The organism is Bradyrhizobium sp. MV1.5 (genome assembly GCF_055807615.1).
This window is the reverse complement of the sequence record NZ_JBVVPL010000001.1, coordinates 1-12,190: the sequence shown is the minus strand read 5'-3', so window position 1 is coordinate 12,190 and position 12,190 is coordinate 1. Positions and strand designations below refer to the sequence as shown.

14 protein-coding genes and 1 pseudogene are annotated in these 12,190 nt (G+C 63.9%); 7 read left to right on the top strand and 8 right to left on the bottom strand.

The features are described from left to right. Positions 1-146 precede the first annotated feature (146 nt). The 4 genes from AC0L2J_RS00075 to fliI all read right to left on the bottom strand — a co-directional run bounded on the left by AC0L2J_RS00075 (position 147) and on the right by fliI (position 3,848). The gene (locus AC0L2J_RS00075) at positions 147-1,205 is read right to left on the bottom strand and encodes an anti-sigma factor (RefSeq protein WP_473251444.1); all 1,059 of its coding nucleotides are present in this window, start codon (positions 1,203-1,205) and stop codon (positions 147-149) included. A 51-nt stretch (positions 1,206-1,256) separates the two neighbouring features. After that, positions 1,257-1,802 carry a sigma-70 family RNA polymerase sigma factor gene (locus AC0L2J_RS00070; protein ID WP_473386334.1) on the bottom strand — a complete coding sequence of 182 codons (546 nt, stop codon included), beginning with the start codon at positions 1,800-1,802 and terminating at the stop codon, positions 1,257-1,259. A gap of 179 nt (positions 1,803-1,981) precedes the next feature. Further along, positions 1,982-2,401 (bottom strand): flagellar export protein FliJ, encoded by a 420-nt coding sequence (fliJ, locus tag AC0L2J_RS00065; protein ID WP_007606301.1) that lies wholly within the window; start codon positions 2,399-2,401, stop codon positions 1,982-1,984. A 121-nt stretch (positions 2,402-2,522) separates the two neighbouring features. After that, positions 2,523-3,848 carry a flagellar protein export ATPase FliI gene (fliI, locus tag AC0L2J_RS00060; protein WP_473386332.1) on the bottom strand — a complete coding sequence of 442 codons (1,326 nt, stop codon included), beginning with the start codon at positions 3,846-3,848 and terminating at the stop codon, positions 2,523-2,525. Between the two features lie 415 nt (positions 3,849-4,263). Here fliI and ctrA point away from each other — a divergent pair, with 415 nt between their 5' ends. The 7 genes from ctrA to AC0L2J_RS00025 all read left to right on the top strand — a co-directional run bounded on the left by ctrA (position 4,264) and on the right by AC0L2J_RS00025 (position 9,300). Further along, the gene (gene ctrA, locus AC0L2J_RS00055; protein WP_007600544.1) at positions 4,264-4,965 is read left to right on the top strand and encodes a response regulator transcription factor CtrA; all 702 of its coding nucleotides are present in this window, start codon (positions 4,264-4,266) and stop codon (positions 4,963-4,965) included. A gap of 169 nt (positions 4,966-5,134) precedes the next feature. Continuing rightward, positions 5,135-5,539: a DUF350 domain-containing protein gene (locus AC0L2J_RS00050; protein WP_027568203.1), complete on the top strand. Its 405-nt coding sequence runs from the start codon at positions 5,135-5,137 to the stop codon at positions 5,537-5,539. 14 nt (positions 5,540-5,553) lie between these two features. Beyond that, complete coding sequence (locus AC0L2J_RS00045; RefSeq protein ID WP_473386330.1) at positions 5,554-5,976, top strand: hypothetical protein; 423 nt, start codon at positions 5,554-5,556, stop codon at positions 5,974-5,976. 3 nt (positions 5,977-5,979) lie between these two features. Continuing rightward, positions 5,980-7,140, top strand: coding sequence for a glutathionylspermidine synthase family protein (locus AC0L2J_RS00040; protein ID WP_473386328.1), 1,161 nt, complete (start codon positions 5,980-5,982; stop codon positions 7,138-7,140). A gap of 248 nt (positions 7,141-7,388) precedes the next feature. Continuing rightward, a complete protein-coding gene (locus tag AC0L2J_RS00035) occupies positions 7,389-8,030 on the top strand; it encodes a response regulator transcription factor (protein ID WP_473386326.1) in 642 nt (213 codons plus the stop codon). A gap of 124 nt (positions 8,031-8,154) precedes the next feature. Beyond that, on the top strand, positions 8,155-8,865 hold the full coding sequence (locus tag AC0L2J_RS00030) for an ion channel (RefSeq protein WP_473386324.1): 711 nt from the start codon (positions 8,155-8,157) through the stop codon (positions 8,863-8,865). Between the two features lie 171 nt (positions 8,866-9,036). After that, positions 9,037-9,300 (top strand): hypothetical protein, encoded by a 264-nt coding sequence (locus tag AC0L2J_RS00025; protein ID WP_473386322.1) that lies wholly within the window; start codon positions 9,037-9,039, stop codon positions 9,298-9,300. Positions 9,301-9,513: 213 nt separating this feature from the next. On the opposite strand, the gene AC0L2J_RS00020 is transcribed toward AC0L2J_RS00025, so the two are convergent. From AC0L2J_RS00020 to AC0L2J_RS00005, 4 genes and pseudogenes are all read right to left on the bottom strand, one after another. Further along, positions 9,514-10,386: a CheR family methyltransferase gene (locus AC0L2J_RS00020; protein WP_007606281.1), complete on the bottom strand. Its 873-nt coding sequence runs from the start codon at positions 10,384-10,386 to the stop codon at positions 9,514-9,516. Then, complete coding sequence (locus AC0L2J_RS00015; protein ID WP_473251437.1) at positions 10,383-11,576, bottom strand: protein-glutamate methylesterase/protein-glutamine glutaminase; 1,194 nt, start codon at positions 11,574-11,576, stop codon at positions 10,383-10,385. The genes AC0L2J_RS00020 and AC0L2J_RS00015 overlap by 4 nt, the downstream gene beginning before the upstream one ends. Positions 11,577-11,650: 74 nt before the next feature. Further along, positions 11,651-12,016, bottom strand: coding sequence for a response regulator (locus AC0L2J_RS00010; RefSeq protein ID WP_007600538.1), 366 nt, complete (start codon positions 12,014-12,016; stop codon positions 11,651-11,653). A gap of 73 nt (positions 12,017-12,089) precedes the next feature. Further along, positions 12,090-12,190, bottom strand: a pseudogene (locus AC0L2J_RS00005) (chemotaxis protein CheW); the annotation flags it as partial.

The window sequence follows — 12,190 nt, the reverse complement described above, 5'->3', positions numbered from 1 at the left end:
GGGGGGTCGTTGTCTGGTTTTTGGGTTTTTGCCGGCGGGGGGTGGGCGGGGGCCCTCGATTTCAGCGGTTTGACCCCCCCTCGCGCCGCCGGTTTTGGGGGGGCAGCGGTCCCGGATTGCGCTGCGCTCCATCCGGGCTACGACGTCTACTTCTTGGCGGGCGCCTGCGGCTGGGACGGCGGCACGGTTTCGATCAGCTTGCCGGAAAATACCGGCGCCGAGGTCGGCTGGCCGTTGGGCGAACCGCCCGCCTGCTCGAGCGTGACGGCGTAGGTCGCGCCGTTGACGACGTCGGCATCGTACGAGCCGAGCACCGGTCGTGCGGTGAAATCGCCGGCGCCGATCACACCCAGCGAGCGCGGGCGCGGCAGCTTGTCGGAGATCAGCCAGAGCTCGAAACTCTTGCCGGGCTCCGGTGTCGCGCCGACCTTGCGCACGGTAAAATTCTTGGTCGCACCGTCGATGGTGAGGATGAAGGCGGGACCTCCGCCCTGGCCCTGCAACAGCGCGACATATTGCGACGACACCGGAGGCGGCGCCGGTGTCTTCACCTGGACAGTCTGGATGCGCGGCGCCGGTCGCAAGCCGCCCGGCAGCGCCTCGGGCTGGAAGATCTGCAGCGACAGCGTCACGAGCAGCGCGGCCGCGAGCGCACCGACGGCGGATGCGATGGTGCGCCAGCGCTTCACGCGGCGCTCGAGCCGGATCACGTTGCTGTTGTCGGCGACCGGCGGCGGTGGCGCACGCACGACCTCCGGGTCCGGCGCGTGGACCTGCGGCATGAAGATCGGCACGACATCGGGAAGCGCATCGGATTCAAGTCGCGCCGGGTCGGGCTGCTCCGCTTCGGGAGGCTGCGGCGCCGGTTGCTGCATAGTCTCCGACGGCACCGGCGGAGGCAGGGTGTCGGGCGGGGAAAACTCCGGCACGGGTGGCGGCGGCGCTGCGTCCGGCAGCGCTGGCGGCTCCTGCGCAAAGGCCGTCCGCGCGAGCTCGGACCTGATGTTCTCCCACACGATCGGACGCGGCTCGATCGAGCCTACCATCTGGTTGAGGACGCCGAGCCGGAATGCCCACGCCTGCACGACATCGGCGAACGCCTTGTCCACCGCGATCATGGTCTCGACCTGCGCGCGCTCGCCGGCGTCGAGCGTACCGAGCGCATATTCCGCGGCGAGCGCGATATGGTCCTCCGTATAGGCCATCAATTGCGGTCCAGACCCACCCTCACCGTAGGAGCTCCCGTAGCCCGAATCTCATAGCCCGAGACATTCGCGAATATCCATCATGCTGCGCCGGAGCCACGTCTTCACCGTGTTGACGGGCGCCGCGAATTTCTCCGCCAATTGCTCGCGACTCCAGCCGTTGTAATAGGCGAGAAGCACGAGCCTCTGACGGTCCGGCTCGAGCCGGCCGATACATTCCAGCAGCCGCTTCAATTCCTCGGTCATCTCCCTCCGCGCCAGCGGATCGGGGCTGTCGCTTGCGACGTCCATCGCCTGCGGCTCTTCCTCGATCGAGACTTCCGTCTTCTTGCGCACGATGTCGATGGCGCGGTTGCGCGCGATCGACGCCATCCATGTGATCGGCGACGCGAGAGCGGGATTGAACTGGCCGGCGCTGTTCCAGATCTTGACGTAGGTCTCCTGAATGACCTCCTCTGCGAGATCCTGTCGGCGCAAGATACGGAGCACGATGCCATAGAGTTTCGCGCGCGTGGCGACGTAGAGGCGCTCGAACGCGGCCTGATCGCCCTGCGCTACCGCCCCAATCAGCCCGACCAGCTCTGCTGGCGTCAGCATTCAGCCCCCCGATGCGCGGCCCGTCGCGTTCCGCGCAGGCCCTGGCACTCCGCCACCATAGCGCGCGACAAAGCCGACCACCAAGGGGGCGCGGCGCCACTCTGTGGACAGCACATGCGAAAACCCGGACCTAGGGGGTCCGGGTTCTGCAAATTCTCGCAGGTCTGGCGGCTAGCGTCTCAGGCGACGGCGCCCATGCGGGCACGCATCAGGCCGATGCTGTCGAGATCGGCCTGCTCGCGGGCGTTTTCCTCGGCGCGTTCGCGGGCCTGATCGCGCTCGTCGAGGAGCTCGACCTTCTTCAGCTCCTCGAAGGCTTCGGCCAGCGCGGCCTTGGCTTCGTCGAGCTGGCCCTTCAGCTCGTCGGCCGAGCGGGTCAGGTTCTCGCGACGCTGGATGGCAGCCTTGGCATAGGTTGGATAGGCGAAGTGCGAGGGATCGTTGATCCCGGCGCGCTCCTGCTCGGTCGAGATCTCGCGTTCAAGATCCGTCGACATCCGCTGGAAATCGGCGATCATGGTCTCGATCTGGGTGACCCGGCGGCGCTTCTCGTCGACCTGAAATTTCTTCAGGCGGATGAGGGTATCACGTGACTTCATCGACTCGTACTCCCCAGAAGTCCCTTGGCTGCGCGTGGGACAACACCGGTCTCCCCACAGGCCCGACTGGGGCCAAAACCGGCTCTGCTACTCTGTGGGATGGGATGATGACGGGACAAAGTTAGCGTTCCGTTTCCAAATTGCCGAGGATTTGCGCCAACTGGCGGTAGCCGTCCGCCAGCGATGCATTTTCGTCCTTGCGCTGGCGCAGGAACGCCTCCAGCGGCTCGTGCAGGCGGATCGCCTCGTCGACCTCGGGGCTGGAGCCGGCGCGGTAGGCGCCCAGACGGATCAATTCCTCCATGTCGGCATAGGTCGCCATCACCGCCCGCGCCTTCTGGATGGTCGGCCAGAACTGCGGGTCGGCCGATTTCGGCATGGTGCGGGAGACGGATTTGAGGATGTTGATGGCGGGGTAGCGGCCGCGCTCGGCGATCGAGCGCTGCATCACGATGTGGCCGTCGAGGATGCCGCGGACGGCATCCGCGATCGGCTCGTTATGGTCGTCGCCATCGACCAGCACCGTGAAGATCGCGGTGATGGCGCCCTCCCCCAGGCCCGGACCGGCGCGCTCCAGAAGCTTCGGCAGCTCGGTGAACACGGTCGGCGTGTAGCCCTTGGCGGTTGGCGGCTCGCCCGCGGACAGGCCGATCTCGCGCTGGGCCATGGCAAAGCGCGTCACCGAATCCATCAGGCAAAGGACGTCCTGCTCCTCGTCGCGAAAATATTCGGCGATCGCGAGCGTCAGATACGCGGCCTGGCGGCGCATCAGCGCCGGCTCGTCGGAGGTCGCGACCACGACGACGGAACGCGCCAGGCCTTCCTCGCCGAGGTCGTCCTGCAGGAATTCCTGCACCTCGCGGCCGCGTTCGCCGATCAGCCCGATGACGCTGACGGCAGCATCGACGTTGCGCGCCAGCATCGACAGCAGCACCGACTTGCCGACGCCGGAGCCTGCGAAGATGCCCATGCGCTGGCCGCGGCAGCAGGTCAGGAACGTGTTCATCGCGCGCACGCCGAGATCGAGCGGCGCGCCGACGCGCTTGCGCGAGTGCGCCGGCGGCGGCGAATTGCGGTACGGCATCGGCGCCGAGCCCTGCGGCAGCGGCCCCTTGCCGTCGATCGGCTCCCCCAGCGCATTGACGACGCGGCCGAGCCAGGCCGCGCAAGGCCGCACCTGATTTGCGGCATTGGCGATGACGGCCTTGCAGCCGCGCCGCACGCCGTCGAGGCCGGCGAACGGCATCACGACGGCATTGTTGCCGGAGAAGCCGATCACCTCGCAGGGGATGGAACGGTTGCCGCCGGTCTCGATCACGAGCCGCGCGCCGACCGACATCGCATGGATCGGGCCGGCCACCTCGACCATCAGGCCGCGCACGCCGACCACACGGCCATAAATATTGATGCCGTCAATGTCGCCGATCTGTTCGGCAAGAGCCTTCATAAGAGGGCCTTCATGAGGTGATCGCCTTCATAATCCCGGGCTTCGTGGCGAATACCTTAAGTTTCGCCATATTTCTGAACGGCGCTTAACTTCGTGTTTACCCGCATCGTTAATCATTGCGTCACTGTCTTTGTGACTGAGCGTGACTCCCCTTCAGAAGAAGGCTGAGTCGCGGGAGTCGGTTAGGCCCGTCTCTTAAAGTGGAACTTGAACGCAAGGGAATAACGAAAGCTGCTTCGCACACAAGACCTTAGGGCGATTCGACGAAAATTGCATCTACAGGGCTTGCGTTCCAGAATCAGAATTTGTTAACCATCTGTTGTCAGGATCCGAATCAGTTGTTCAAAGGCGTTTTGTTGTGTGCCGCGAATGCGGCCGACCTGACGCCCAGGAGCGGCGACTATGGGGAACTGGCATGCGCGTTTTGCTGATTGAAGATGACAGCGCCGTCGCGCAGTCGATCGAGCTGATGTTGAAGTCTGAGAGCTTCAACGTCTACACGACCGATTTGGGGGAAGAAGGCGTCGATCTCGGTAAATTATACGATTACGACATTATCCTTCTCGACCTCAACCTGCCCGACATGTCCGGCTACGACGTGCTCAAGCAGCTCCGGGTCTCCAAGATCAAGACACCCATTCTGATCCTCTCCGGCCTTGCCGGCATCGAGGACAAGGTCAAGGGTCTCGGCGTCGGCGCCGACGACTACATGACCAAGCCCTTCCACAAGGACGAGCTGGTTGCCCGCATCCACGCGATCGTGCGCCGCTCCAAGGGCCATGCCCAGTCGGTGATCCAGACCGGCGACCTCGTCGTCAACCTCGACACCAAGACGGTGGAAGTCGGCGGCCAGCGCGTGCATCTGACCGGCAAGGAATACCAGATGCTGGAGCTGCTCTCGCTCCGCAAGGGCACGACCCTCACCAAGGAAATGTTCCTCAACCACCTCTATGGCGGCATGGACGAGCCCGAGCTGAAGATCATCGACGTCTTCATCTGCAAGCTCCGCAAGAAGCTCGCGAATGCCTCGGAAGGCCGCAACTTCATCGAGACCGTGTGGGGCCGCGGCTACGTGCTGCGCGAGCCGCACGAGGTCGAAGAGCGCATTCCCGCCTGATCCTGTTTCTGACGCGAGCCCGTCGGGCTCGCTTCTCCTCCCAGCCTGGACCCCGCCGCAAATGGCGGGGTTTTGTTTTTGGGGATGCGAACGCGGCCTCATCGTCCTGCCGCCGTTGAACCGCTATCCTTCCCCCGCCGACGAATGATCGCTGCACGATGGGGGAACGATGATCCTGCAATCACTCGCCGGCCTGCCCGCCTTCCTGGTCTATTTCTGCACCGGGCTGATCGCGATCGTGACGTACCTGTTCGTCTACACCCGCATCACGCCGTACAACGAATTTCAGCTGATCCGCGACAACGAGCCGGCCGCGGCGATCGCACTCGGCCTCAGCCTGCTCGGCTTCGTCGCACCGCTGGTCAGCGCGATCGCGCATTCGGCCAATGTGCTGGATTGCCTGATCTGGGCGGTCATCGCGCTGATCGTGCAGATCATCGTGCTCTTTCTGGTGAGGGTGCCGGTGCCGAACCTGCCGGCCCGGATCGCGGCCGGTGAGTTGGCGCCCGCGATCTGGCTCGGGCTGTCCTCGCTTGCCGCGGGCCTGCTCAACGCCGCCTGCATGATCTACTGACATGATTTACTGACATGGCCGACAAGCCCGCCAAAAAGGAGTTCGGCAAGCGCCGGCCGGCGGCCGGACCGCCGCCCGCGCAGCAGCCGGTGAAGCGCTCAGGCCGTGTCGCGCTGCTGGTGATGGGCACGATTGCGGTCGGCACCACCGCCTACACGCTGATGCCGCGGCAGAATTGCGAGCCCTCTGCTGCCGGGGCGATCGTCCCCGGGGCGACGGTCCCCGGAGCCCCGCCGGTTCAGGCGAGCACCGCCTGCAGCGGCAGAAGCAGCTCGTCGGGCGGCGGTGGCAGCTCGCGCTGGTCGTCGCGATCGAGCTTCTTCAGCAGCGACTCCTCGAGCCATTCCTCGTCCGGAACGTCGTCCGATTCAGGCTCCGGCAGCGTGAGCCGCGGCGGCTTCGGCTCGTTTGGCCATGGCTTCTCTGGCGGCGGCTGACCCATGCGACGCATCGTCTGCCCCGAGCGCGACGACTGGCGGCAGACCGCCGAACAATGCGGCTTTGCCTTCCACACTATCGACGGCGAGCGCTATTGGGACGAGCGGGCCTACTACGCCTTCACGCTCGACGAGATCGAGCGCGGTATCGAGACGCCGACCGGCGAGATCGACGCGATGTGCCTGGAGCTTGCCGGACGCGTGATCGGCGACGAGCGCCATCTGCAGCGCTTGAAGATACCCGACGCGTTCTGGAGCTTGATCGCCGAGAGCTGGACACGCGACGACCGCAGCCTCTATGGCCGGCTCGATCTCAAATTCGACGGCAAGGGACCGGCAAAGCTGCTCGAATACAATGCGGATACGCCGACCTCGATTTTCGAAGCCGCGGTGTTTCAATGGACCTGGCTCGAACAGGCGATCGAACGGCGCATCATTCCGTCGCGCGCCGACCAGTTCAACTCCATCCACGAACGACTGATCGAAGCCTGGAAGCAGATTGCCGCTAGCCGCCATGTCCATCTCACCGGCACCACGGGCAATGAGGAGGACGCCGGCACGCTCGCTTATCTCGAAGACACAGCGCGCCAGGCTGGGCTGACGACCACGCTGCTCGACATCGAGGCGATCGGCTGGCGCGATGATGCCGGCGGCTTCGTCGATCTCGACGACCGCGACATCGCGCTCGCCTTCAAGCTCTATCCCTGGGAATGGATGTTCCACGACAGCTTCGGCGCAAAGCTCAAGGACGCACCGACACGCTGGATCGAACCGCCGTGGAAGGCGGTGCTCTCCAACAAGGGCATCCTGCCGCTGCTCTGGGAGATGTTTCCGAACCATCCCAATCTGCTGCCGGCCTTCTTCGAGGACGATCCGCGGGCAGCCGAGCTCGGCAGCTCCTATGTGCGCAAGCCGCTGCTGTCGCGCGAAGGCGCCAATGTCACGCTGGTATCAGGCGGAATGCCGCTCGACGAGCAGGCGGGACCCTACGGCGCCGAAGGTTTCGTGCGGCAGGCGCTCGCGCCGCTGCCGAACTTCTCAGACTTCTATCCAGTGGTGGGAAGCTGGCTGGTCGATCACGAACCCTGCGGGCTGTCGATCCGCGAGGACGAGAGCCCGATCACCGGCAACGGCTCGCGGTTTCTGCCGCATGCGATCTTGTGAGGGATACCCTTCTTCCCTTCTGGAAGAAGGTCGCCGCGTAGCGCCGGATGAGGGGTTCTATTCGCGAGTTCAAAGCGTCAGTTGGATTCGCGGCTTGCGCATCGACAAAGGCAGGCACCGCGGCGGCGTGGCACAAAGTGCATAGAGACTTTTCGCACCGACAGATCAGCTATGTCTTAAAAGGGCGCACAAAGATACTTAGGCGCCCCGAATAGCGCGGTAGCCTCTCTGCAACGGAGAGGGGACCGGTGCCGGGGCTCGTGCATATCGTTGACGACGACCTGTCTTTCCTGACGGCCATGGAGCGTCATTTAAGGCTCGCCGGTTACGAGGTCACCGTCTATGCGTCGGCGCAGGCGTTGCTGGACCGACTGCCGAGCGACTGCATTCCGAGTTGCATCCTTCTCGATGTGCAAATCCCTGACTTGGACGGCCCTGCCCTCCAAAAACAATTGGGCGAACTCGGCTCGACATTGCCGATCATATTTCTCTCCGGCTATCGCGACATTCCAATCACTGTGCGGACCATAAAGGCGGGTGCGCAGGATTTTCTGAGCAAGCCTGTAAGCTCAGAGGACCTTCTCCGCGCAATCGCCGGAGCCTTGGCACACCATCGATCGTCACGAGACCTACAGAACATACTGAACATGGCTCGTGCTCGTCTCGCTAAATTGACGCCGCGCGAGCGACAGGTCTTCGACCTTGTCGTTCGGGGCAAAATCAACAAGCAGATCGCCCACACGCTCGGAACGACAGAGCGCACGATCAAAGCTCACCGCCACGGCTTGATGGAGAAAATGCAGGTTCGGTCGCTAGCCGAACTGGTCTCTCTTGCCGAGCGGATCGGTGTCTTGGACAGCAGCGGATCCGACGAGGGCGGGACGGCCTGACAACTTCAGTTTCCAGGTACCTGCCGCTCCGTTGATCTACGTCAACAACGTTGAGCTTTCGTCTCGAACTGTAAAGGCGAAGGTGTGATCGGCGCGATCAGTGCCGGTGGTGTTAGGACCATCGATGGGAACGCCCATAAGCGAGCTGCGCCGGTTGCGCGGAGAACGCATCGACTGGCTGCTCTCGGTGCTGACCGGAGTGCTCGCATTGCTGATTTTTGTCTTCGCTCCACTACAAGCAATGGGCATAACCGCTTTTCATCTATTTGCCGATGGTCTGTTGCTGACGATCATCGTCAGCATGGTGATCATCTCGAACAGCCCAACCGCCCTCGTTCTGATGTCGCTCGCGCTTGTTTCGAACGTCGCCGTATTCTTCCTTCGCATCTATTATCCTGTACCGTACCACCTTCACATCTTGGCCGGTGCATGGTTGGTCATCGCCTGCACGTTAGGCGTTGTCGTGCTTCAGGCCGTGTTCAGGCGAGGCCTCGTTACATATCACCGAATTGTCGGAGCGATCCTTCTGTACTTGTTGATTGCGGTGGCCTTTGCAACGCTGTTCCTGTTTGTAGGGCTGGCGGCTCCCGACGCAATCAAGGGAATAACTTTCGAGGACGATCAATCAGTCGCCGCATCGCTCTTTTATATGAGCTTTGTCACGCTGACATCGACCGGGTATGGAGACATCGTTCCGGTACATCCGCTGGCACGAAGTCTCTGCAACATCGAGAGCGTGATCGGCCAGCTTTATCCGGCGACCCTTCTGGCGAGGCTCGTTACCCTCGAGCTCAGCAGTACCGGCTCAGCGCGTAAGCCCACCCCTACCACCTGAGCCCGGGAGCTGCACCGACAAGTGTGCGCCGCACTCTCGTCCCGTGGACTTCGCGACACTCGATTGATCCATGTCAACGTCAGCGATCATTGAGTGCACACGTTACGCGCAGCCGCACCTGAGACGGCGTCCGTGCATCTGTTCCGCAGGCACGAAAAAGGGAGGTCCGCCATGCATCCGACAAAGCGTCTTTCGATCAAGTCAGCGACTGTTGCCGGGATTGCTGCGAGCGCCTTGTTAGGGCTTGCAGGTCTTACTTTCAATTCAACTCCAGCCAACGCGGTCGTATACTGCCAGTACGTCGAATATCCGGTGGGTTGCGTTGCCCGGGCAGGCGTCGTGCTCAAGCCTCGTCCGGTCGCGCGCGCAGCGGTCCGTCATAATGCAGGTGGCAATGCAAATGGCGGTGTCAATCGCGTTGGGGCGGGGCGGTAAGGGCCCGTCTCACGACGCAAAAAGCCGCCACGGCTTCGTCCCAGTGGCGGCCTTTTCGTTTCCACTCCGACAGCAGACGGCGTCACATCGCCCACCAGGCGGCGACAGGCACCGCGCGGGCCGACGCCTATCGGCCTAACATCGGTCCCCTAAAGCAAAGCAGCTTCGAACGCGCGGCAAGATCACGGCGCTGATAGGCCCGGGCCAGGCGTCTCACCGCGCCGCTGCCACCTTCAACGACGGCGGCATCAATCCGCCCATCGGACGGCCGGAGCGCGTCGGGTTGAGCTGATAGAGGCCACGACGGTCGGCAAGCGGCCGGAACGCGTCGGTGATGCCGACGACGGATTCGGCGGCGCCCAACAGCAGCGTACCGTCGGCTTCCAAAACCTTGGCCATACGCTCGAAGATCACGGCCTTGGTGTCCTGGTCGAAATAGATCAGCACGTTGCGGCAGAAGATCACGTCGAACGTGCCGAGATGGGAGAAGTCCTGCAACAGATTGAGCTGGCGGAACTGCACCATGGCGCGGATGTCGGCATTGAGCTGCCAGACCTCACCCGCTTGCGTGAAGTATTTCATCAGGTGCTGGATCGGCAGGCCGCGCTGCACCTCGAACTGGCTGTAGACGCCGGCCTTGGATTTCTCCAGCACCTCCTGCGACAGATCGGTGGCGACGATTTCGATGCGCCAGCCGGCGAAGGCTGCGCCCATCTCCTTCACGCACATCGCGATCGAATAGGGCTCTTGTCCCGTCGACGACGCCGCCGACCAGATGCGCAGCGACTTGCGCGCCGCGCGCGCCCGAAGCAGCCCCGGCAGGATGGTTTCGCGCAAATGATCGAACGGGATCTTGTCGCGGTAGAAGAAGGTCTCGTTGGTGGTCATCGCTTCGACCACGTCGCTCGCAAGCCGCCCGTCGCCGTTCCTGATCTTCAGCACGAGATCGGGAATCCCGGCAAGGCTCGCCTTGCGGGCCAGCGGCAGGAGCCGGCTCTCGACCAGATACTGCTTGTCCGGGGAGAGATCGAGGCCGGAGCGCTCTTTCAGGAATTTGCGCAGATAGTCGTAATCAACCGGCGTCACGAGCGGTCTCCCGCGAACAGGCGGTTGACCCGCGCACCGATCTGGTTGAGCGGCAGGATCGCCGCGCAGATGCCGGCATTGGCCGCCGCGCCCGGCATGCCCCAGACCACGCTGGAGGCTTCGTCCTGCGCGATCACGCTGCCGCCGGCGGCGACGATGTCCTTGCCGCCGCGCATGCCATCCGAGCCCATGCCCGTCAGGATCACGGAGAGGATGGCGCCATGCCAGATGTCGATGGCGGAGGTGAACAGCGGATCGACCGCGGGCTTGCAGAAATTAACCGCGGGGCCGTCGTCGAGCGCGATCGCCACGTCGGCGCCGCTCCGCACGACGCGCATGTGCTTGCCGCCCGGCGCAAGATAGATGCGGCCCGGCTTCACCGGCTCGCCATCGACCGCCTCGGCTGCCGGCTTGCGGCTCGTGCGTGCCAGATGCTCGGCCAGAATGGTGGTGAAGGTGGGCGGCATGTGCTGGGTAATCAGCACCGGGACGCGGTCGATCACGGGGCCGAGCTCGGCGACGAGCGCCATCAGCGCCTGAGGACCGCCGGTCGATGAGCCGATCAGCAGCACCTTCGGGGCCTGGGTCGAGAACGGACGCGTGGACAGCACCGAGGATGACGAGGGCGCATGCACAGCCGGAACCGCCGCAGGCCGCGCGACAACCGGACCACGTGCAGCCGGAGCCGGGCTTGCGGGCGCCAGCGGCGGGCTCGCGACCGCGGCCTTGCGGCGCAGCCGTGCGCCGAGGTGGCGGATTTTCTGGATCAGGTCGTGGTGGAAGATGTCCGCAGCCGACGCCTCGCGCGTCGATTCCGGCTTCGGAATGTAGTCGGCCGCGCCGAGCGACAGCGCCTTGAAGCTGATCTCAGCGTTACGGCGGGTCAGCGTCGAGGCCATGATGATGACGAGATCGCGCTTCTTCGCCAGGAGTTGCGGCAGCGCCGAGATGCCGTCGAGCTCGGGCATTTCGATATCGAGCACGGCAACGTCGGGGTTGATGCGTTCGATCTGGTTGACCGCCTCGAGCCCGGTGCGCAGCGAGGCCGCGACTTCCATGTCGTGCTCGGCACCGACCCAGCGCGAGATCAGCCCGCGAATGACGACGGAGTCATCGACGATCATCACCCGCAACGGTCCGGCTTCCCGCGACGAGCCCGGGGTCGAGTTACCTGCGAACGCAACACTCATTACTCACCAACTCAGACTGAAACGGTCAGTTGAAAACAAACGCCGAAGGAGCCGTTCAGCCTCCGGGCGATCGCTCAGATAAGGCCGACTTCCTGGAATTTCGCCGTCACGATGTCCTTGTCGAAGGGCTTCATGATGTATTCGTTGGCGCCGGCGTGCAGCGCGCGCGCGATATGGGCGACGTCGTTCTCGGTGGTGCAGAACACCACCTTGGGCTGGTCGCCGCCGGGCATGCGCCGGAGATGGCCGAGGAACTCGTAGCCGTCCATCACCGGCATGTTCCAGTCGAGCAGCACAGCATCGGGCAAGCCGCGCTTGCAGGCCTCCAGCGCCTTCTCACCGTCCTCGGCTTCGAGGATCTGGAAGTCGAGGCCCTCCAGGATCCGGCGCGCAACCTTGCGGATGACGCTGGAATCATCAACGACGAGACAAGTTCGCATGTGAACCTCTGCTTCTCCCCCCTTTTGCGGGGGCACTTCCGATTGCAGGTACGTCGGCGGATGTGCCGGCGTATCAGGCCGCCATCATCTCGGGCGCGAGCTCGAGGACGCGGTCGACGTCGAGGACGACCATGAGCTGGCCGTCGAGACGGTGGACACCGCCGGCGAGCTTGG